Here is a 20933-nt window from a genome sequence, read left to right on the forward strand (position 1 = left end):
CATCAGCAGATACAACCTGTGCATTGTTTGCAGGAAGCGGTGGGGCGAGGCTACCAACTTACAATTGGGACATAGCCTTTTATTTGGCGGAAGGGGCAGGGTCAAAAAGACATGGCCAGCCCCAGATACCAAGCGATGATTTCCTTTCCCTTCCAGTGGGCGACCAGGCCCGCGGCGATAAGATAGGGGCCGAATGCCTGCGGCTGGCTGCCATCGATGCGCTTCAAATGAATTTTCAGGCCGCCGAAGATGGCGCTGCCGACAGCGCCGATGGCGATGATCAACGGTATGGCCTGCCATCCCAGCCAGGCGCCCATTCCCGCCATTAATTTCCAATCCCCCCTGCCCAGGCCATCCTTTCCTGTGCAAATCAAAAATAGAGCCGCAATCGCCCGCATGGCCAGGTAGCCGGCCATGGCGCCGATGACGGCGTCCGGCAGCGTCGTGAACCGCTCCGACATATTGAATGCCAAGCCCAGCCAAAGCAGCGCTTGAGTCAAAACGTCCGGCAGCAGCTGAGCGTCAAGGTCGATGAGCGCGAGGGCGGCCAGCAGAAACAGGAAAGTCATTTCGGCCAGCGCTCGGCTGTCCAGTCCATGGCGCCAGCCTATCCAGGCGGATGCCAAGCCGAAGGCGGTTTCCACAAGCGGGTAGCGCAGGCTGATCCTCGCGCCGCAATCGGCGCATTTGCCGCGCAGCAGCAAGTAGCTCAACAGGGGGATGAGCTGCCAGGCGCGCAAAGGGGTGAGGCAAGCCGGGCAGTGGGAGCGCGGGCGGCGCAGGTTGAGTTCGGGCATGGCGGGGGATGCCGCGCCCATATAAGCGGCGCACTCTTGCCGCCATTTTTGGGTCAGCATCAGCGGCAGTCTATGAACCAGCACATTTAAAAAACTGCCCATGGCCAGGCCTAGCAGCAACAGCGCGGCAGCGCTCTTGCCGGCCGGCGCGCCATGCAGGCCCAGCCAGGAGAATGCGGCCAGCAGCGCGACAATGAGCAGGGACAGGCAGGAGAAATTTCTCAAAGCATGATTCATGGGTTCCCCATCCGGGAGTGGCTGAGCTTGGCGCGAAAGACGGATTATCAAGCGTTGAGTTCGCCACGTTTTGCAAAATGTTTGATTAAGTATGTATCTTAATATAACATAATTTCATCGGAATGATGAATGGGTGCTTGCGATGCGGAAGGGTCAGGATTTTGGCGAGGCGGAAAGTTTGGCGCTGGAGGGCGATGCGCTGGAGCCGCCCATGGTTGAGGCTGGCGGCCATGTCGAAGAGCGTGCGGGCAAGCAGGCTGAGCCGCGCCGGCCTGCGCGAGATTACCGCAAGATGGTTTTGCTGGTCCTGATCGCCTGGCTGTCGCTGGCGGCTGCCGGTCTGTTTCTATGGCAAAAATTTTCCGGGTATCCGCCGCTCCCCGTTGAGGCCGAGGCAAAGCCGCTTGTCTCTATAGCGCCGGACAAGCGCGGCCCTGCGCCTCAGGCATCCATGCCGGCCGCCGCGCCCGCGCTGCAACTGCGCCCGGCCAATGCCGGAGTGAGCGCGAAGCCGGTTATGGCTTCGGCTTCGGCTCCGCAAAGCCTGGCCGCGACGCAAGCGCCTGTCGCCATTTCCCGGCCGGCGCTGAAACCCGTGGCGGATATGGCGCGGCTGGAGGATAGGGTGGCCAAGCTAGAACAGGAAATCAAGACATTGTCCGGACGCGGCCATGCGCAGGCGCGCACGCCCAAACCGCAAGCCGCGCATGACGCCGGCAAAGTGGTGGGCATGTCTTCGACCTCGGTCTGGGTGAGAAAGGCCGGCGGCGAGATGGTTGAGCTGCGCGTGGGCGACCGGTTCAGAGGGAGCGAGGTCATTCAGAGAATCGATCAGCAGGCGCAATTGATTGAAACGGATAGAGGCAGCTACAAGGCGGGTCTCTAGCCTGCGATTGGCGAAGCGTGCGCCAGGCGACTGGCATCAATAAGGACATATCATGCGCAAATTTTTCGCGAAAATGCTGCTGGGCGACGACGCCGCCAGCAAACTAAAAACTCCGCAGCCGGTGGAGGCCGCGCCAACGCTTCCGGCCGCGCCGACGCGCAGCTCGGCGGAAGACGCCATCAGCGAAACGCTGAGAGCAAGCTCGCCCACCATCACCCGTGAGCAGATCCGCTCCTTGATCGAGATAGATATGGAGATCCATGGCGATATCTATATCGGGCGGGGCGTCAAAATTTCAGGCCGCGTCATCGGCAATCTGATGCCGAATGGCGCGGTGGAGGGCGGCGATCCTATCGTGATTGTCAGCCAGGGCGGCGATGTGGATGGCAATTTGCACGCGCGGGTGGTGGTGGTGGCGGGCAATCTGGATGGGGACATTTACGCCGATCATGTGCTGCTGATGCCGACCGCGCAGGTGAGCGGAACCGTCAATTATCGCCACACCCTGAGGCAAGACATTGGTTCGACCTTGTCCGGCATGGTTCGGCGAGTGGAGCAGATCGCCATGCTGGATATGCCGCCCCATCCCGCGGATACGTTGAGCATGGACGCGCTGGGCGGCGCGACGGATGCCATACCGGTGCTGTCGCTGGAGCGGGAAGAGCTGGCCGCCGCTTCGGCCGTGTCGCCGCTGGCCAGGATAGCGGCCATGGCGCCGACTTCGTCGGGCCTGGATATCGAAAGTTTGTACCGGGGCCTGGAGATGGGGCGCGAAGCGTCGCCGCCACTGCGTCCCGTCGCCGCCAGCGCGTAATCTCCTGCGGCCTGGTTCTGATGGCCAGGACGAAAGGGGGCTTGTGATGTTCAATATGGTTTGACATGGATGGCATGATGCTGGATGAGGGATTTCCGCTAAGAGCGCCTGCCGATGCCTTCTCGGAGGCGGAGCGGGAGCAACTGGGCCTGGCGGCGGAGGCCGAATCGCCGGAGAGCGACGAAGAGGATGCGCGCTGGTCGCATGTGCCCTTCTTGTCGCGGGCTGTAGAGAGGATGGGCATGCTGTTGCTGCTGGCGGAGGATTATGAGGTCGAGCTCGACCCGCGCGGCATGGAAGACTTGGCCGCGGCCGGGGCGGCCGAATCGGGCGAGGATGCCGTATTCGCGCAGATAGCCGTCGACTATCTTGCCGGACTGGAAACGTTGGCCTCGATGAGCGGGCGCCGAGCCGACGATTGGCATCGCGCTATTTGTGCGCTGTATCAGCCGGAGCGCTTGTGATGGAGAAGCAAGCGTGGAGAATGCGCGACTATGCGCGCGAAGCGGCGGACAAGATAGCGGCACGCATCGAGCTCTCTTCCGAGGGGATGGCGAGATTTTGCAGGCCGGGCCGCGGCGCAGTCCGGCATTTCAACCCGGTATCCGGCGCGCTTTACCGTGGGATCAACCACCTGATGCTGTCGCTCGCCGCGCCGCCAGACGGCGGCGATTCGCGTTGGCTGACGCTTAGCCAGATAGAGGCGCGCGGCATGAGTCTGGCGCCGGGCGCGAAAGCCGGTCTGGCGCTGTTCGCCAAGCGGGTTTCCGGCGGCGCGGAGCCTGCCGCCTATGCGATAAAGGGCTGTTCCATCTTCCAGGCCGCGGATGTGCTCGGCTTGCCTCGGCAGGAATGCGCGGCGAAGAGACAGGATAATCCTTCGCTATTGCTGGATGTCGTCAGGCGGGAATGCGAGGAGCGTTTCACTGAGGCCGGGCGGGTTATGGAGGCCGGAGATGCATCTGGGGAGGATGGCGTCGGCGCGCAGGCGTACCGGCTGGCGGGCTTGGCGGCCTGCGGCATAGGGTTGTCCGCCAGCCCATCGATGATGGCGGCAAGCACCGCCATCGCCGCGTTTTTGCTTTTGGACATGTTGGAAGTCGAGGGCGGAGTGGATTTGCCCTGGCGCGCGGAACTGGCGGCGTGGCAAAGAGAGTTGGCCGAGGAGCCGCGGCAGGCCTTGCGCGCCGCGCGGATGGCGGAAGAGGTCTTGTCTGCGGTAAGGACGGCCTCCGCAACTTGGTCGGGCAGGCAGAAGATTGCGGACGCGCGGATGAAAAGCGGCTTGCTGCGGGACGGCGCGGCGGGCGAATTGGCGACCCAGGCTCAGCTCGCGGCTCGCGCGGCCCTGAAGCTGGAGGTGTCCTTGCTCAGTCCGGCTGAGCTGGAACATGCGCTGGCCGCGGCATATGGTTGCCAGGGCGTTTTGCCGCAAACCAACGAGGCGATTCACCGAGACTTTGCAGCATGGGCCGCCCAGTCGATAGATTCCGGCGCGCTGGATGGCCAAGCGGCCGACGCGAAAAGCGCGTTCCTGTTTTTTTTGCGGAGCGAAGCCTTGCGCGTGGAGGACTGGCTAGCGCGGGACGAGGCGAGTCGGAGGCAACGCTTGGCGGAGGGGGCCATCGATATGCCGCGCGGGCACGGGCAGGCCCTGTGCGGCGAAACGCGGCGGATCGACTTGCAGCCGCTGCGCGACGCGAATGGCGAATGGCTGGCGGTGGCGCATGGCGACCTGGTCGCATCTGGCCTGAGCGAGGGCATCGAGGACGGGCGCTGCCGCATGGGGCCGGAGCGAGTGTATCTGATCGGCGAAGATGCCCAGCGATTTCTTCAAGCAGCCGCATCGGCGGGTTGGGGTCTGGAGATGCGCGCCGCCATTGAGGCGGACTGCGATATCGTTGGCGGCTATGCCGCCTACTATGCGCCATTGGCGGGTTACGCGCCCGCGGTGGGGGACAGGCTGCGCCTGGCTTCGGGAGAGGGCTGGATAGAGGCGCGCTTGCCGGAGGGCGATTGGCTGTTGCGGCTTGAGTGCGGCCGTCGACAGCTTTTTCGTCGGGAAAACTTCTATGACCACATCGAGGCGGTCATCGAGAGGGCGGCGCAGACCTAAAGCGATGATGCAGATGCAAAAGGGAAGGCTCAGGCCTTCCCTTTTGCATGGCCGCCGTTGCGGTCACCAGTCCTGCATTTCCGGCGGCGTGCCGTCTGAAAGCATGACATCCTGCATCCATTGCTTCAATTGGAACTGCAGGTTGACCGCATTCATCAAGGCGGTATTCAAGGGTGCTCGCAGCGGGTCTTCTAGGGAGGTCTGTTGCAATGCCCGCCGCAACAATGCCTGTTGCTGTTCCACGGTCGCGCAGGCGGGGGGCTGATCCGGCGCGGCGCGGCATTGGCGCAGCAAATTGGAAACCGCATTGGCCCGCGCTTGCAGCGGCTGTCCCTTCGGGTTCGCCAATACTGGAGATTGGCGCAAGGCGTCCAAGAAAGGCGAAAGCAAGGCTTCGGTCTTGTCTTGGGCGCTTGGGTCGTTGACTGCCGCGGCGGCGCCGGAGAGCCTGTGCTGAAGAGACACGACAGGCTCCATGGAGGAGGGCGCGAGCCCGGCCGGCAATCCGCCGGCGGCTTGGGTGGTCAGCATGATTCCGATTCCTGATGATCGTTGTCGGCAGCCTGCGAGAAGGCTTGCAGCCTGGCGTCGAGTTGTTGCTGGAGCTGCCTGAGCGCCGCTGCGGAGAGGCCGGCGCAGTCTCGGGACAGCGTGTGGAGGCGTTGCCGCAGAAGCTGGCTGGCCGGCTCGACGAATTGCTCTGGCGAAAATTCGGCTGCCTGATCGGCGCAGCGCATGATGAAGCGCTCATCATCGTGATAATCGATCTGAATCGCGCCGTGCCAATTGTCGGACAACAGAGCCATCAGCTCGGCTTGCCGTCCTTTGGCACGTCTGGGCAGCAACAAATGCAAAACCGCTTCTTGCGCTGAGCCATTCTGGCTTTGCAGCCATTCATCCAGCAGCAATAGCAAGGTGTCTGGGTGATTCACCGCCGCGGTCAGCATGTCGCGGGCCTCGGCCGAGAGTTGCGCCTGCCAGCGCGCCGCCTGGCTTTGATAGTCGCCCAGCTGCGCCGCCACCTGGTCCAGCGCGCGCAGCATGCCTGCTTCGTAACCGGCTTGCCAGGCATGGCTTTGCAATGTCTCGGCCTCACGCAGAGCCGCGTCTACAATCTGCCGCGCGCGTCGCCGCGCCGTTTTTTCCAGATTGTCGCAACGGCGCAGTTGCTTGAGATCGGATTGGCGGATCAGCGCGTTTTCAATCGGGGTCGCTGGGCGGGGCAAAAGGGTGTCTCCCGGCCTGTTGCAAGGCCAAAGTCAATAGCAGAGCGTCGGGCTGCCCGGCCGCCGTTTCAAGGTCATCGACCATGGGCGGAAACAACAGCGGTAGGCGCTGCGTCAAGGCCAGCGGAAGCAGAGTGCGCCAGCGCAGCAATTGATGGTAGCCGGCGCATGACAGGTCCCGGTGGTTGACGCGCCGGGTAGACGGAGCATTGTGGGCGGTTTGCAGCGGTAGCCGGACAAACGCTTGCGCCCAGCCGGGCAGTCGCAAGATGGCCCCCTGCCGCAACAACTCGGCGCGCAAGGCTTGACAACCCATCAGATAGGCGGCTTGCGGCAAGCGCTGCCAGTGGCGCAGAAATTGCCGCGCGACCCCGCTCATCTCGTTGACGCCCCAACAGGTATCCAGTTCGTAAGCTGCGATCAGCAAGTCATTGACGATGCCGCGAGCAGCTGGGTTGGCAAGGGATGGCGTCCATGGCAGTCGCTGGGGGGCGATATAGGATAGCGGGTCAAACAAGATGGCCCTCCATTCGGGTTTCATCTCGTCCGCAGCTGGATCGGCGCCAAGCCGGCGTTTAACCATGTGTCTGCCTATGTCTGGGGCGTTGCCGTTGTAGCCAGAACCAGGCCGCAACGACGGCGATCAGGGCGGCCAGGCTCAGTCCGGCAATCAAAGCGGGCTGGCCGGGCGAACGATTGGATGGTGGCGCGACGGCCGGCTGCTGCTGGGCCTCTTCTCGGCGCGAGAGTACGACTGAGATATTGTCGTACTCCACTTCGGCGAAGCTGTTCTTCAGAAAACGCTTGATGTCGTTGATCATCGGCGCGGGGTCGGCGTCGCGGTCGTATATGGCCAACACCGAGATATGCACGGGTGGTGCGGGGCGGCCATTCTCGCCGGCCTCCAGGTCATAGCTGATGTGGACGCGGGCAGACAGCACCCCGTCCAGGGTTTGCAGCGACTGCTCCAACCTTTGCTCTATGGCCGAGTACAGCCGCGCCTTTTCCGCCCGCGGCGAGGAAACCAGCGCGTCGGCGGGGAACATTTGCGACACCTCCATCCGCGGCCGCGAGGGCAGGTTGTAGGTTTTCAGCCAATCCACCGCGGCGGCGAAATCCGGCGGTGCCACCATGATGCTGTAGCCGCCCTTGCCCTTGTCCTGTTTGTCCGCCTCGATATTGTGCCTTTGCAGCACGGCGATCACCTCGTTGGCCTGCTGCTGATCCAGGCTCTTGAGCAATTCCTTTTGCTGGCAGGCGCAAAGCAGTAGCGCCAGCGCGGCGGCCTTGAGGATCGATGGCTTCATGCCCGCAGCAGGCTTTCCACCACCGCCACGCCTTTGCGCGCCAGGGTGCTGAGCATGGACACTTCCAGGTTGTAGTTGGAGGTGCGGACCTGCAATTGATACAGCTCGGCTGGGTTGGACAGCGACTTGGCCTGTTCGACCTTTTGCATGATCTGTTCTTTTTCCACATCGGCGGCGGATGCGGATTCGGCGAAGGCGCGCACCAGCCGGTCTTCCAAGGAAACCGGCTGTTGCAGGCTGGCGCTGATGTCGCGCGCTTGCGTGGCGGCGATGCCTGAAACGGGAAGCATGATGCGTCTCCTTTTGGAGGGCCGGCGCATTGCCGGCCCTTATGGTTAGCGGAAGTTCTGGATGATGGCCGCATCGATGTCCTTGAAGGACTTCACCACGTTGGATTGGGCGTTGCGGTACAGGTTGTATTCCGACAGCGTGCTTTGATACGTGGCGAGTTTGGTAGGGTCGGACGGATTCTTGATCAGATCCGCCAGCGAAGTTTCTACCGCGGCATGTAACGCAGTGGTATCAAAATCTTTGGATTGCTTTGTGATATAAAAAGCATCAGCCATGATTGCTCCTTTGGTTTAAAACTGTTTTGGAAAAACCCAATGGCCAGCGTCTTGCTTGACGTAGCCTTGGTCGCCGTACAGAAAGGACTTGCCCTTGAGCTTGTCATCTTTCAATTCGATAGCGAACTGCGCGTAACGGCTGCCCCACTGCCGGGTGTAGCCATCAATGAATTGGCGCAGTCCTTGCAGCGCGCCGTCTTCCAGTTCGCCGGAAATGATGAAGGTGATGCTGTCCGCTTGATTCTGGCGGCGGAAGGGCAGCGCCAGGCTGGCCAAGCCGGCCTCGGCCTGTTTGGCGGCCTCGTTGTCGTCCATATCGATGATTTCAACTTTTTCCGCGTAAGGCAGTTGCTCCGCCAGCTGGGCGCGAAGCCGCAGCTTGTCCGGCGCCTGCAGCGCGGCGCGTTGCCGGCTGATCCACAGGCTGGGGTGGCGCGGATCACGCAACTGCAGCCTGAAATACGCCAAGCCGGGATAGCTGGCTGCCAGCCAGCGGCTCAGTCTTTCGTTTTCCAGTCCGGCCAGTATCACCTGTGGAGGATTGGGGAAATCGGCGCGCAACGCCGCCTGCCTGGCCCAGGCGCGGTCTCTTTCGTTCTGGGTAGCGACATACAGCAGGCCGTCATGCCCTTGCATCACCTCAAAGCGCCCGCTGTCGCCGCCTAGCAGCGCCGACAGTTGTTCCGCCTGGAGTTGCGGCAAGTTTTGCGAAGCCTGGTAATCCAGCGCCAGCCATGCCAGTCCGCCGATCGCCGGCAGCAGCGCCAGCCAGGCCCATGCGCGCAGTCCGGCTCGGCGCGGGCGAGCGGGCGCTGGCTCCGCTCCGTTTTGCGGCTGGCGCAAAACCTCCGGCGACCAGTCCATATGCTCGGCGCGCAAAGCCAGCTCCAGGCTGCCGATGCGGATGCGCTGGTTGAGCGTGGCTTCGCGCTCGTTCGCTCCGTCCTGGCCCAGTTCGCGCAGCCTGATGGTTTCGCCGACCAGGATTTCGAAATTCACGCCGCCTTCTTGCCAGGGCAGATAGATCGCGTCGGCGGGCAGCTCCGGCAGCTGGCGCGGATCGGCCAGGGCCTGATCGGCGCCGACCAGAAACAGCGTCTTGCCGGCAGGCAGCTCAAATTCACAGCCGCGCAAGGGGCCATTGAGCAGCCGCAGCGTCAAGCCGGCGCTGTCTAGGCTATGTGGATTCTCGGCGGACATGGGGGGGGGCTCAGGCCTGGCTGCTTGGGTTCATGGAAAGCACTGTATGCGCGCGGCGCTTAGGATTCCTGATGGAAAACCGATTAAAAGCCGCTGGCTTGATCATAATCGTCCGGCATCCGCCACTCCGCCGCCGCCATGGCCGGGTCGTTGAACAGCTCGGCCAGCCGCGGATCGTGCCGCCAGGCCGCCAGCCAGGGATAGCCGCCGTCTTGCAACTGGCGCAACAAGACGATGGCGGATTCGCGGCCTTCTCGCGCCAGCACTAGCGGGAGCAGGCTGGCCCGCACTTGGCGGCTGTCGATTTGCGGCGCGGACAGCCGCGCGCCGTCGCCCGAGCGAGCGTATTCCACGCAGCGGCGATTGATTTCCAGCAGCCCGTCTTCTTCGCCGGCTTCTTGCACTTGGCGAACCAGCTCCTGCGCTTCGTCATGGCGCTGCTGTTGCGACAGCATCAGCGCCAGCAGGTTTTGCAGCACGGGATGCTGCTGGCCATAGCGGCGCAATTGGCTGTGTCCCAGCGTCACCGCTTCGTCGATGCGGTTTTGGTAGAAGGTCAGCCACAGCTTCAAAATGCCAGGCGCGATGCGGGAAGGATCGCGCGTCAGGCAGGCGTCCAGCGCGCCTTGCGCGAGTTCTAGCCGGCCGGTCAGGAATAAATGCCAGGCGCGATAGTAATGCAGCTCCACCGATTGCGGAGCCAATAGCCTGGCCTGTTCCAGCAGCGCGTCGGCCAACGCGTATTCGCCGCGCAGGCTGCCCAGCAGCGCCAGCAAACCCAGGGTTTGCGGATGGGCGGCATCCAGCTCCACCGCTTTGTCCACCGCCGCCTTGGCCTGGCGCAAGGCCTGCTCCTGATCGAATAGGCTGAGTTGCGCCAGCGCCAGATAGCACTCGGCCAAAGCGCGCCAGGATGGCGCGTGGCCTGGTGCGCGCTCCACGCACTGGTGCAGTTGCGACAGCGCGCGGCGCAGGCTGGAAGGCGTGTGTTGTTGCAGCTCGCGCATGGCGTTGAGATAGGGAGTGGCGGAACTGAGCGAATCCAGCTCGCGGGCCTGATCTCCGCGTTGGCCGGCGATTTGCCGCGCCAGCAGGTCGCTCAGCCGCGCTTGCAGCGCGGCGGGGTGCAAACCAGCCAGGGCGATGCTTTCGTGATGCACCAGCTGATGCCCAGGCGAACGGATCAATTCCACCCGCAGCACGGCGGCTTCGCCTTCGCCTTGCGCCTGGCCGGCCAAGTAGTAGTCGGGGGAGAGCTGCTCCATCAGCAGCTTGAGGTCGCTCAGGCTTTGGCAGTCGCGCGTGAGCGTGGCGGGCAAGACCCGCAAGCCGAACGGCAGGTAGCGAACCAGATTCTGCACCAGCGCGCCATGCAGCGCCTGCGTATCCAGCTGGCCCTCGGCCCGGAACGGCAGCACCGCCACCGATGCGGAGCTTGCCGCCTCCCCTTGGCGCGCCACCACCGCCACCGGCCGGCAAAAGCGGTAGCCCTTGCCGTATACGGTGTCGATGTAGCGCTGCTCCTTGTTCTCCAGCAGGATGCGGCGCAGCGCGCAAATGCAGCGAGTCAGCGATTCTTCATTCACCTCGCCGCCTGGCCAGGCGCGCTCCAGCAGCGCGTCCTTGCTGACCAGCTCGCCCGCCGCTTCCAACAGCGCGGTCAACACCGCCAGCTCCTTGGGCGGCACGCCGACAGGCTGGCCGCTGTGCGTCAGCCTGCCGTCGAAGTGCAGGATGAAGTCGCCGAAGACGAATTGCCGGTGGATGAAGCCGTCCTTGTTCACCATCTTGCTCCCCAGTCACGGATATTCCGCACGTGAATGCGGTGATGTAATGTTTGATATAATACATACTTTAGTGAACATGATATGATGTATGGGCTAGGTTGGCAATCTGAAATTTGCAAGGAGGCAAGATGTGGGTGGGCGGGCGAAAAATGAGCGGTTTTTGTAAGTAAAAAAGTGAGTTATTGCTTATGCTGAGTCCTAGTTGTATCTGAAAAAAATAGTGGGATCTACCTGCCTGGTGTGATTTGTATCGGTGGCCATGCAATGTCTTTAAAGTGTTCTAATTGGTGGATAGTTTAATTTGGAAAATTAGCAGTTAGTGGTATTTGCATGTCAGTGCTGTTGATGTCATTCTACTTATTATTAATTGGGGTTGAGAATATGATTCAGAATGCAATGAATCCATTATCTTTTTCAGGCCAAGTAGCATGCAGCTTGGGCGAACTGGTAAAGGAAACTCTTTTGCAATTGGGTGTTAATGAAAAACTATTGATTGAGTTTGATCATGATTTATCAGTGGCGCTAAGTTTTGAGGGAGTGCCGGATGTACTGATTTCTGTTTCCGACGACCGCCTGTGGGTGTGGAGTAACTTTTCAGGGGTGAGTGAAAATATAATATTAAGTAATGCTTATGGTATTTTAATGGTGCTAATGGAACCGTTAGATAATGTTGAGTGTGGCCAGCTTACATTTGGCAGAGGAAATAATGGATATGAGTTGAAGGCACTGGTGAATTTAAGGTGTTTGTCATGTGGAGATGGAGGTGGTTTAGGTGTGCTGCTGGAGAGTTTTTATGAAAGGTTGAGAGGTTTATGTGGAGTGATTTGTTAGGGTTGATTTAACTTTTATATAGAATAGGTAATTAATCCGGTGAGTTGTGTATTGGGTGTTGCTGTGTCAGCGGTATTTTTATAGAGAATGTTTTAGTTTTTGATTGTGCCTAGTTTTTAGGTGATGATTTGTGAAACTTTACCGCGTTAGTACTTGCATTTTTAATGGATGCCGCAGTGAAATTTTTCAATCAATTACCTATGTTGATTAATTGGAGTGGTTTGTTAAAGGAGTTATTCGATGGTGAATCCACTGCGTAGAAGTTTGTCGTGCCCAGACTTAAGGTCATCTCTTGGGTCTACGAAGGAAAATTTTTCTTTTGCGGAAAAGATTTTGGCTTTGAAGTCAAGTTCTATTGATCCGACTAGCCGTGGAAGGGGAGAGCCTATTGAGGTGAAATTAAACCCTCAGTGGATAAATCCTGAAACAAGGTTGCAATGTAAATATTCCCCAGTAACTGTTCCTAAAGGTCAGCGTCCCCAAGCGCAGGGCAGCATGCGAGGTGTTTGGGAAGATCGTATTGCTGTATGCAAAGAGTTGGCGAGTGGTGGGAAGGAAAGCGATAGTTGGTTGTCATTTAGGCGGAGTAATACTATACAAGTAAAGGGGGCAAGCCCTAAAACTGTGCCTGCCATTGTGATTAGCGGTGGGGCGGCAGGAAAAATAAAGACAGAACTCAATCGGGAGGCTATTCGTGAAACAGGCAAACAGTTTATAGAAAGCCTAGATAGTAAGGTTGTGTGGCATCCAGGATATAATGGAGGTGAGCCGGTTTATCTGATGGTGCATAAGGATGAGTATGATAATTATAAGAACGTGCTGGGCGACGAGCTAGAGAAATTCAAAAATCTATCACTAGTTGGATGGGATGGGGGTGAGCTAGCCGGATTTGGTCCTGCTCGAGTAGCCGCCACTACTTTTGCGGACTCTTTGGAGTATCAACCAGAGAGATTTATGATGATAGATCAGGATGTTGTCCTAACCAAGAATACAAATCCTGCTTTGGAAAAAGTTAAGACGAGTGTGGAAGAAATGCACGCTCGGTTTGGTAAAGCGAAACCCATTGTAGCATATGGGGTGGGCGAGCCAACTAGATTTTCCATAGAAGAAATAAGTGCTGCGCGAGGTGGGACGGTTGTAAGGTCTGAACCGGATAGTGAAGAGATAAGAAAATTTAACTCACCAGCCCAGCAATTTGTTTCTATCAAAACAGGTGTTCGGCACAGCAGTATAGTGGGAAATGATGGCATCTATCCTGCCTACATGATTGCGGGTGGCGAGGATATGCTCATGGGGCAAATTTTAAATCTTACGGAAGACGATGTAAATGCCGTATTAAGAGATGCGCAGATCTATAAAAAAAACTTGATGGGTAATTATGATGCGACTAATGGGGGTAAAAATTCTCGAGTTAAAACACTGGAGCATATTTATGAAAGGGAAAAAAATACTGAGCTGAAATTTGAAGGTAAAAACATGACCTTGGAAGACTTGATGAAAGAATTTGTATCGCGCGAGTATATTAAAGAGAGTGATATTCCGAATACGGCAGCTTGTGTTGTCGAGCGTATTATATTGAGGGCGGATAAAGAATTGGGAGGAAATAGTAACCGGCCAGATGGCACTGTATTTATGCGCAACCCTAATTGATTCTCTTCTGAATATCAGGGCCTCTGCGTTCTGAAATTGTAATGATGCATGCTCGATAAGCAATGGCTTGCGTATCCTAATACTAGCAGGGTGTTGAAAAAACTATTTTTGATGATGGAAAAATTGCCGAAATGTCTATTTCGAACAAAAAATAAGCTAAAATAGATTAAATTTTAGGCAAAACACCATTGTGAGTGGTATTTATTCAATGATTTTCTGTTCTGAAATTTTTTTTAAACAGTCTGCTAGGGCTAAATTTACGAAGTCAAATGTTTGACATGAGTAAGGCCACTTCAGTGATGGCGCTTTGCCTTGTTGATACTTCGTTTGAGCGGATAGGCACTTGGGAAGTTGGCTATTTTATCAGTGCATGCTTTGGGTGGTTGGTGTGATAACTTGGCGCATTTATTATTGAGGTGGTTGAGTATGACGGGTGCAATTGACAGGATGGTGTCTTTTTTTTGGGGGGGGAAGGAGAGATGTGATGTTTTTGATGCGATTGCTGATGGTGCGCCGCTTGATACTAAAGTTACACATGGACCAGACGGATTGTTGAAAAGAAACTCATCAATTAATAATTATTTGGATGGTTTGGTGACCAGTACTGAAAGGGGGAATAGGAGTAGTCTTGAAATGCTAATGAACATTGCGTTGACAGAAAGAGGGGCAGGTAATTATGCGCGAGATGCTCTGGTTGCGTTGATGAGTAAGCCAGATTTGGGGAATTATGCGCTTGCTAGGGATATTAGATCTTGTGCCCAGGAAGCTATTGGCTGTGTTTCGGGGAAGTCGGGTTATGTGAGTAATGAATCAAGCGAGTTCTTTAAATTATTGCTGATGGCTGGTTCGATGTTGCATGATGAGACGAGTGATAATAATATCAATAGATTGATTAAGGATGGTATTAAAAAATTCTCTGTGCGCGATTTAGACGTACCGCCTCCGACGCCTCTGCCGCCTCCGCCGCTTTCCATGAATTCGGAGGTGCTACCATTTTCCGAGGGTTCGGCGGCTCAAGTTGCTCTGCGGAGTCTACCTGATTTGCCTGATCCAGAAGATCTGCTTTCTCGACCACGGTGGTGGATAAATAATTCGCCCCAAAATGGGGTATTTAGTTTTGATCAACTCCAAAATATAGCTAATGATTTGGTTAATGAAGATCATCAGGCGATGGCTGCTGTCGATTCCGATGCTAGTAACGCAGATCGAAATGCTCAAGACGCTGCGAGGCGTGATATTTTACTCAAGCAATTTCAACACCGTTTGGATCCCTGACGGATGCGCTGAGAAAGGTGAATGCATCCGCAATGGTGAGCATGCTTTCCAACGCAGATGGGCATTGTTGCGCCACTCCGTGTTGGATACAGATCTACAGCCCGCGGCCATTCAATTCTAAAACGGATCAATGACAGCTTCTCGCCGCTGCGTCCAGGGTATGAATTGATCGATCTTGGCCGGAAGGATTTTGCCGCGGGCGCATTTCTTTTGGGCAGCGAGCGCCAGGCTGATGAAGGTCAGCTGCTGGCACATAGCGGCGTCCTGGATAGGCTGAGGTGGAGTGAGTATGCGGGAAGGGCAGGGGCTTGTTCAGACCTTGCCTAGTTTTTGCGATGCTCATCATATTCCCATCAGGATTCCTTCTCCTTCCTCCCCCACACTGCTGTCATCCCGGCATTTGCCGCAGCCAGGACAGGCGCGATGACAGACAACCATATGCTTCACCCGATGCAAACGATAGAAACGGCCTGCCGCCGCGAGGTGTCCGGCCAGGCTGCTTGGCTATTGCTGCCGCTAGCCCAGCCGGGTGCGGAGTTGAGGTTGTCCGGCGCTTGCGGCAAGGCGCAATGGCAGTTGCCTCCTGGCTGGCAGGGGCTGCTGTTGTTGGAGCATGCCCGCGTGTTGGTGGCAACGGGCAGTTTGAGTTTTCACGCGGTTCAACTGGAGATCCTGGCCAAATTGCTGGCCTTTATCGACGAGGCGCGGGCCTTGCCGACGGTGAATCCGGAAGCGCGCTGCGAGCGTTTGTTTCTGGAGGATTTATCCATCTGGTCCGACCGGCGGCGTTTGGAGTATTGGTTCTTGGCGCAGCTATTTGCGCCGGAGCAAACCGTCGCGCCTCTGTTGGCCCAGCTTAGGCGCAATGAGAGCTATTGGCTGGTGCGGTTTTTATTGTCGCACTCGGCCCGCGGCGACAAGTTGCAGAGTTTGGGCGATCGCTATGGGGTGTCGACTTCGCATTTCCGCCGTTTGTGCCGCCATGCGCTGGGCAATGCCGCCAAGGCGTCGTTGCGCGATTGGCGCGCGGCGCGCTGCATGCTGGACGTGGTGGGCGGCGAGGAAAGCCTGACCCAGCTCGCGCTCAAGCACGGCTATGCTTCGCCGGCCCACTTTTCCAAAGAGGTAAAGGACTTGATGGGCATCTCTCCGCGCGGCTTGTCCAATCTGATTCAGCTGGCGGCGAAATGAGCAAGGCAGTGGCCATCGCTCTGTTATTGGCAGGCTTGTGTTTGCCGCAGTTTTGCGCGGCGGAGAGCGAGGGGCGCGGCTCGGGCTATGTCGCGCGGCAAGATAGCTTGCGCTCGGTGTTCGACGCCATCTCTTCCAGGCTCAAAAAACCGGTCATCCTCAGTTCGCGCGCGGCGCGCAAGCAGGTCAGCGGAGAGTTCGATCTGGGCAATCCCCAGGCCTTGCTGGAAAAAATGACGCTGCAATTGGGTTTGATCTGGTATGGGGATAGCCAGTCCATTTATGTTTACGACGCCGGCGAAATGCGCAACTCGGTGGTGCTGTTGCGCAATGTGCCTCTGGCCACGCTGAACGACTTTTTGCGCAAATCCGGTTTGTACGACAAACGCTATCCGCTGCGTGGCGATAATCGCAGCGGCACCTTTTATCTCTCCGGGCCGCCGGTCTATGTGGATTTGGTCAGCAATGCCGCCAGTTTCATGGATCAGCAGAGCGAGGGCATGGATCTGGGGCGGCAGAAGATAGGCGTGATCCGGCTCAACAACACCTTTGTCGGCGACCGCAGCTATGAGATGCGCGATCAGAAAGTCGTCATTCCCGGCATGGCCACGGTGATAGAAAAATTGCTGCAGGGCGAGAGCAAGCCGCTTGCCGCGACGGAGGCCGCGCCTGCCAAGCCGGCCGCGGAGGCGCTGGCCAATCTGCCCATGCCCGTGCCTGCCGGTTTGCCGCCTTTGCCCCGGCCGGGCGATGCCAAGCCCAAGTCAAGCCTCCCGGCGGAAACGCTTGACCCGTTCGCCCGTGCCGCAGCCGCCAGCGATATCAAGGTGATCGCCTATCCCGACACCAACAGCCTGCTGGTCAAGGGCACGGCCGAGCAGGTGCGCTTTATCGAGAAGCTGGTGGCCGCGCTGGATGTGGCCAAGCGCCACGTCGAGCTGTCTTTGTGGATCATCGATATGGAGAAGGATGATCTGGACCAGCTGGGTGTGGATTGGCGCGGGCAGGTTTCCCTGGGCGGCCGCCTGGGCGTAACGCTCAACAGCGCGGGTTCGTTCAGCACCCTGGATGGCACCCGTTTCCTCGCCTCGGTAATGGCCCTGTCGCAAAAGAACAAGGCTAATGTGGTGTCACGCCCGGTGCTGCTAACCCAGGAAAACGTGCCAGCCATCTTCGACAATAACCGCACCTTCTACACCAAGCTGGAAGGAGAGCGCAGCGTCGATTTGCAGCATGTCACCTATGGCACGATGGTGAGCGTATTGCCGCGTTTTTCCGCCGACGGCCAAATTGAAATGGCGCTGAATATCGAAGATGGCCGCGAGGCTCGCGCCCCAGACTATAGCCAGGGCAATAAGGACGCCTCCACGCCGGAAGTGGGGCGCACCCGCATCAGCACGGTGGCGCGGATGCCGCAGGGCAAAAGCTTGCTGATAGGCGGCTTTACCCGCGATTCCAGCAGCGATGCCCAGACCCGGATTCCGCTGCTGGGCGACGCGCCTCTAGTGGGAAAGCTGTTCCGTTATCAACGGCAGAATCTTTCCAATACCGTGCGCGTGTTCTTGATCCAGCCGCGCGAAATCACCGAGCCGCTCAAGCCGGACGCGGCGGAGATGACAGCCGGCCTGGCCAGCCAAAGCGGGCTGGACGTTGATCCCTTGCAGCAGAAAGTGCGCGATTACCTGGAACGGCGCGGGAGCTGGACCGGTGGACATTAGCGGCAGGACGCTTAGCCATTCGGCTTTGCGCACCGCCAGACAGCAAGCGCAGCTGGACGCTAAGCGCGAAGCGCGCCAAGCGCCTGTGCATCAGGACGAGTCCCAACAAGCCCAAGCTGAATTGAACGAGGCCGAGCAGGCGGAAGCGGCCAGTCCGGGCGCTTTGCAGCAACGCGCGGCGAAATCGGCCAATGGCATGGCGGCCATGCTGGCCCAGTTTCGCAACCGGCGAGATTACGACAAGAAGCGCAGCAGCCTGGCGGATAGCTTCGAGCGGGTGCTGGAGGAGGATGTTGAATCCAAAGCGGATGGCATTTTGCTTGTCGCGCGGTCGCCCGACGCTTCGGCGGAGGAACTGCTAAACCAGGCGCGCCGGCAGTTTCCCGACGATAGCGATTTGGTGTTGGTGCTGCGCCAACTGGCGCGGCGCAAGCAACTGGACGAGGCTGCCCGCAAGCGGCTGCGCGAAGCGCTGAAGCAGGCCGAGGCCGAAGCGGACCCGCAGGCTTTGAAGGCGGGCATCAACAGCGCGCTCAAGGCGAGGCTGTTCGGCGCGGCGCTGGAAATGAGCCCCAGCCTGCTGCGGGCAAGCTACAGACAGTTTTTGCAAAGCGAGGGCTCGGAGTCGGAGATCTATCAAGACTGGGTGGCGAGCTATGGCTTCCAGCATCGCCGCGCCGTGCTGGATTTTGTGGAGGGCGCGCTGCTGGCGGATATCGACTCTCTGGACCCCAGCTGCTCGCGGCTGGAATTCGGCAATCTGCTGGGCAGGCTGACTCAGCTCAAGCTGCTGCGCTCGGCGGATTTGCTGTTTGTCCGACGCTTGTTGGCCAACCCGTTGGTTTGCCGTTTCAACCCCAGCGAGGCCGACTGGCTGCTGTTGATGCTGTCTTTGCTGCAAACGCCGCAAGAGCTGGATGGCCTGTTGGCCGAAACCGTAGGCGACACCGCGTTGCTGAGCCGCCATGCCGATCGTTCCGCCTTGTTGCAAGCCTTATATCAGGCGTGCAAGACGCTGCCGCCCAGGCTGTTTCCAGATGAGGAATGGCAGGAAGCCTTGCTGGAGGAGTTTCGCTATCTGGCCCATATCGCTTATCGGCACGAGCAGATCGAGCGGCGTAGAGAGCAATGATGCCGCGGCCCTTGGGTTTGCATGTTTTGTCAGGCGCGCGCGTCTGTATTTTCTGGATGGATGAACGGTGTTGAATTCTTTGTTGAGCGGCGCGCGGGCGCGGCCGGAGTTGCTGATTCTGGCGCTGATGGTGATGATCATCTCGATGTTGATCATCCCCTTGCCCACCTATTTGGTGGACTTCCTGATCGGCCTCAATATCGTGTTGGCGGTGCTGGTTTTCATGGGCTCGTTCTACATCGACCGCATCCTCAGTTTTTCCACCTTTCCTTCGGTGCTGCTGATCACCACGCTGTTCCGCCTGGCCTTGTCCATCAGCACCAGCCGCTTGATTCTGATCGAGGCGGATGCCGGGGAGATCATCGCTACCTTCGGCCAGTTCGTCATCGGCGACAATCTGGCGGTGGGTTTCGTGGTGTTTTCCATCGTTACCGTGGTGCAGTTCATCGTCATCACCAAGGGTTCGGAACGGGTGGCGGAAGTGGCGGCGCGTTTTTCGCTGGACGGCATGCCCGGCAAGCAGATGAGCATCGACGCCGACCTGCGCGCCGGCATCATCGACGCCGACGCGGCGCGCGAGCGGCGCAGCGTGCTGGAACGCGAAAGCCAGCTGTATGGCTCGTTCGATGGCGCGATGAAGTTCATCAAGGGCGACGCCATCGCCGGCATCATCGTGATCTTCGTCAACTTTGTCGGCGGCATCGCGGTGGGTGTGTCCCAGCACGGCATGACCCTGTCCAACGCCTTGTCCACCTATACCATGCTGACCATAGGCGACGGCCTGGTGGCGCAGATTCCCGCATTGTTGATCGCCATCAGCGCCGGCTTCATCGTCACCCGCGTCAATGGCGACAGCGACAATATGGGCCGCAACATCATCGTCCAGTTGCTGGGCAACCGCTTTGTGCTGGTGGTGACGGCGGTGATTGCGCTGGCGGTGGGCATGCTGCCGGGCTTTCCTTTGTTGGTCTTCTTGATCCTGGCTGCCGCGTTGGGCGGCCTGTTTTACTACCGGCGGCGCAATGATCAGCCGGCCCAGGCGCAGCAGGGCGGCGGCGCCAGCCGACAGGAGCGAGCGCCCAAGCCGGGCAAAGCGGGCAAGTCCGCCGCGTCGTCCGCGCCAGCCGGCGCTGCCGGCGCGGAAGATAAGGCCGGCTCCTTGCGCTTGATCGAAAACTTGGATCAAGTGGCGACCGAAACCATCCCGCTGATTTTGTTGGTCGCGCCATCGCGGCACGCGGAGCTGGAGAGCTTGAAGCTGGCCGAGCGGCTGCGCAGCCAGTTCTTCATCGATTACGGCGTGCGTTTGCCGGAGATGATGCTGCGCGACTCGCCTAACGTCGCGGACAACCGTGTGATGCTGCTGATCAACGAGGTGCGCGCAGAAGAGTTCGTCGTGCATTTCGATCTGCTCAAAGTCATCAACTATTCGGACGAACTGGAGGCTTTGGGGGTCAAGCCAGTGTTCGAGCGTCAACAAGAAGGCCAGAGCGCCTGGGTGAAACCATCCGACCGAGACAAGCTGGCCAAGCTGGGCTATCAGTTGCGGACCGCGCTGGACGAGTTCTATCAATGCCTGGCCGCCAGGCTATCGCGCCATGTCAACGAATACTTCGGGGTGCAGGAAACCAAGCACATGCTGGATCAGCTGGAAAGCCGCTATCCGGACTTGCTCAAGGAAGTGCTGCGCCACGCCACGGTGCAGCGCATCGCCGAGGTGCTGCAAAGGCTGCTGACCGAGCGGATATCGGTGCGCAATATGAAGCTGATTATGGAGGCGCTGGCATTGTGGGCGCCGCGCGAGAAGGACGTGATCAATCTGGTCGAGCATGTGCGCGGCGCCATGGCCCGCTACATCTGCCACAAATTCGCCCAGGACAATGAGCTGCGGGCGGTGATGGTGTCGGCCGAGGTGGAGGACGTGGTGCGCAAGGGCGTGCGGCAGACCTCGGCGGGGGCCTTTCTCAATCTTGATCCTTCCACCTCGGAGGAGCTGATGGATCTGTTCGGCGCCGGGCTGGGCAGCCTGGGTTTGTCCAATAAGGACATGGTGCTGCTGGCCTCGGTGGATGTGCGCCGCTTTATCAAGAAATTAGTCGAAACCCGCTTCCACGACCTGGAAGTGGTGTCCTTCGGCGAGATCGCCGACAGTGTGTCGGTCAATGTGATCAAGACCATTTGAGCGGGAGGGCAGGCATGA

The 20933-nt window shown here is 58.7% G+C and carries 21 protein-coding genes; 11 read left to right on the forward strand and 10 right to left on the reverse strand.

Annotated features, from left to right (window positions below):
* Nucleotides 1-101 precede the first annotated feature (101 nt).
* Nucleotides 102-1034 (reverse strand): prepilin peptidase, encoded by a 933-nt coding sequence (locus QUG01_RS00005; protein WP_500828305.1) that lies wholly within the window; start codon nucleotides 1032-1034, stop codon nucleotides 102-104.
* A 178-nt stretch (nucleotides 1035-1212) separates the two neighbouring features.
* Here QUG01_RS00005 and QUG01_RS00010 point away from each other — a divergent pair, with 178 nt between their 5' ends.
* The 4 genes from QUG01_RS00010 to QUG01_RS00025 all read left to right on the forward strand — a co-directional run bounded on the left by QUG01_RS00010 (nucleotide 1213) and on the right by QUG01_RS00025 (nucleotide 4850).
* Nucleotides 1213-1920: a hypothetical protein gene (locus QUG01_RS00010; protein WP_500828306.1), complete on the forward strand. Its 708-nt coding sequence runs from the start codon at nucleotides 1213-1215 to the stop codon at nucleotides 1918-1920.
* A gap of 52 nt (nucleotides 1921-1972) precedes the next feature.
* Nucleotides 1973-2734, forward strand: a complete 762-nt coding sequence (locus QUG01_RS00015) for a bactofilin family protein (protein ID WP_500828307.1) — start codon at nucleotides 1973-1975, stop codon at nucleotides 2732-2734.
* Nucleotides 2735-2808: 74 nt separating this feature from the next.
* Nucleotides 2809-3198 carry a hypothetical protein gene (locus tag QUG01_RS00020; protein WP_500828308.1) on the forward strand — a complete coding sequence of 130 codons (390 nt, stop codon included), beginning with the start codon at nucleotides 2809-2811 and terminating at the stop codon, nucleotides 3196-3198.
* Complete coding sequence (locus QUG01_RS00025) at nucleotides 3198-4850, forward strand: ArdC-like ssDNA-binding domain-containing protein (protein WP_500828309.1); 1653 nt, start codon at nucleotides 3198-3200, stop codon at nucleotides 4848-4850. Before QUG01_RS00020 ends, QUG01_RS00025 begins: the two co-directional genes overlap by 1 nt.
* Before the next feature lie 63 nt (nucleotides 4851-4913).
* Here QUG01_RS00025 and QUG01_RS00030 read toward each other — a convergent pair whose 3' ends face one another.
* The 8 genes from QUG01_RS00030 to QUG01_RS00065 all read right to left on the reverse strand — a co-directional run bounded on the left by QUG01_RS00030 (nucleotide 4914) and on the right by QUG01_RS00065 (nucleotide 10936).
* A complete protein-coding gene (locus QUG01_RS00030) occupies nucleotides 4914-5381 on the reverse strand; it encodes a hypothetical protein (protein WP_500828310.1) in 468 nt (155 codons plus the stop codon).
* Complete coding sequence (locus QUG01_RS00035) at nucleotides 5375-6076, reverse strand: hypothetical protein (RefSeq protein ID WP_500828311.1); 702 nt, start codon at nucleotides 6074-6076, stop codon at nucleotides 5375-5377. The genes QUG01_RS00030 and QUG01_RS00035 overlap by 7 nt, the downstream gene beginning before the upstream one ends.
* Nucleotides 6051-6593: a type III secretion apparatus protein OrgA/MxiK gene (locus QUG01_RS00040; protein WP_500828312.1), complete on the reverse strand. Its 543-nt coding sequence runs from the start codon at nucleotides 6591-6593 to the stop codon at nucleotides 6051-6053. The genes QUG01_RS00035 and QUG01_RS00040 overlap by 26 nt, the downstream gene beginning before the upstream one ends.
* A gap of 58 nt (nucleotides 6594-6651) precedes the next feature.
* Nucleotides 6652-7383 carry an EscJ/YscJ/HrcJ family type III secretion inner membrane ring protein gene (locus tag QUG01_RS00045; protein WP_500828313.1) on the reverse strand — a complete coding sequence of 244 codons (732 nt, stop codon included), beginning with the start codon at nucleotides 7381-7383 and terminating at the stop codon, nucleotides 6652-6654.
* On the reverse strand, nucleotides 7380-7673 hold the full coding sequence (sctI, locus tag QUG01_RS00050; protein ID WP_500828314.1) for a type III secretion system inner rod subunit SctI: 294 nt from the start codon (nucleotides 7671-7673) through the stop codon (nucleotides 7380-7382). Before sctI ends, QUG01_RS00045 begins: the two co-directional genes overlap by 4 nt.
* Before the next feature lie 45 nt (nucleotides 7674-7718).
* Nucleotides 7719-7949, reverse strand: coding sequence for a type III secretion system needle filament subunit SctF (sctF, locus tag QUG01_RS00055; RefSeq protein ID WP_500828315.1), 231 nt, complete (start codon nucleotides 7947-7949; stop codon nucleotides 7719-7721).
* A gap of 15 nt (nucleotides 7950-7964) precedes the next feature.
* Entirely contained in the window at nucleotides 7965-9149 is a 1185-nt protein-coding gene (locus QUG01_RS00060) for a PrgH/EprH family type III secretion apparatus protein (protein WP_500828316.1), read from the reverse strand.
* Nucleotides 9150-9232: 83 nt separating this feature from the next.
* Entirely contained in the window at nucleotides 9233-10936 is a 1704-nt protein-coding gene (locus QUG01_RS00065) for a HilA/EilA family virulence transcriptional regulator (RefSeq protein WP_500828317.1), read from the reverse strand.
* A 330-nt stretch (nucleotides 10937-11266) separates the two neighbouring features.
* Here QUG01_RS00065 and QUG01_RS00070 point away from each other — a divergent pair, with 330 nt between their 5' ends.
* The 3 genes from QUG01_RS00070 (at nucleotide 11267) to QUG01_RS00080 (ending at nucleotide 14692) form a co-directional block, all read left to right on the forward strand.
* Nucleotides 11267-11767: an InvB/SpaK family type III secretion system chaperone gene (locus QUG01_RS00070; RefSeq protein ID WP_500828318.1), complete on the forward strand. Its 501-nt coding sequence runs from the start codon at nucleotides 11267-11269 to the stop codon at nucleotides 11765-11767.
* 240 nt (nucleotides 11768-12007) lie between these two features.
* On the forward strand, nucleotides 12008-13417 hold the full coding sequence (locus QUG01_RS00075; protein WP_500828319.1) for a hypothetical protein: 1410 nt from the start codon (nucleotides 12008-12010) through the stop codon (nucleotides 13415-13417).
* Between the two features lie 426 nt (nucleotides 13418-13843).
* Nucleotides 13844-14692, forward strand: a complete 849-nt coding sequence (locus QUG01_RS00080) for a hypothetical protein (protein WP_500828320.1) — start codon at nucleotides 13844-13846, stop codon at nucleotides 14690-14692.
* Between the two features lie 117 nt (nucleotides 14693-14809).
* Here the strand turns inward: QUG01_RS00080 and QUG01_RS00085 are convergent, their stop codons facing one another.
* Nucleotides 14810-14947, reverse strand: coding sequence for a hypothetical protein (locus tag QUG01_RS00085; RefSeq protein ID WP_500828321.1), 138 nt, complete (start codon nucleotides 14945-14947; stop codon nucleotides 14810-14812).
* A gap of 168 nt (nucleotides 14948-15115) precedes the next feature.
* Here QUG01_RS00085 and QUG01_RS00090 point away from each other — a divergent pair, with 168 nt between their 5' ends.
* The 4 genes from QUG01_RS00090 to QUG01_RS00105 all read left to right on the forward strand — a co-directional run bounded on the left by QUG01_RS00090 (nucleotide 15116) and on the right by QUG01_RS00105 (nucleotide 20915).
* Nucleotides 15116-15883 (forward strand): helix-turn-helix domain-containing protein, encoded by a 768-nt coding sequence (locus tag QUG01_RS00090; protein ID WP_500828322.1) that lies wholly within the window; start codon nucleotides 15116-15118, stop codon nucleotides 15881-15883.
* On the forward strand, nucleotides 15880-17601 hold the full coding sequence (gene sctC / locus QUG01_RS00095) for a type III secretion system outer membrane ring subunit SctC (RefSeq protein ID WP_500828323.1): 1722 nt from the start codon (nucleotides 15880-15882) through the stop codon (nucleotides 17599-17601). Before QUG01_RS00090 ends, sctC begins: the two co-directional genes overlap by 4 nt.
* On the forward strand, nucleotides 17591-18733 hold the full coding sequence (gene sctW, locus QUG01_RS00100; RefSeq protein ID WP_500828324.1) for a type III secretion system gatekeeper subunit SctW: 1143 nt from the start codon (nucleotides 17591-17593) through the stop codon (nucleotides 18731-18733). The genes sctC and sctW overlap by 11 nt, the downstream gene beginning before the upstream one ends.
* Nucleotides 18734-18800: 67 nt before the next feature.
* Complete coding sequence (locus tag QUG01_RS00105; protein ID WP_500828325.1) at nucleotides 18801-20915, forward strand: EscV/YscV/HrcV family type III secretion system export apparatus protein; 2115 nt, start codon at nucleotides 18801-18803, stop codon at nucleotides 20913-20915.
* Nucleotides 20916-20933: the final 18 nt, after the last annotated feature.

The sequence above is a fragment of the Chromobacterium sp. CCUG 76385 genome, assembly GCF_059916625.1.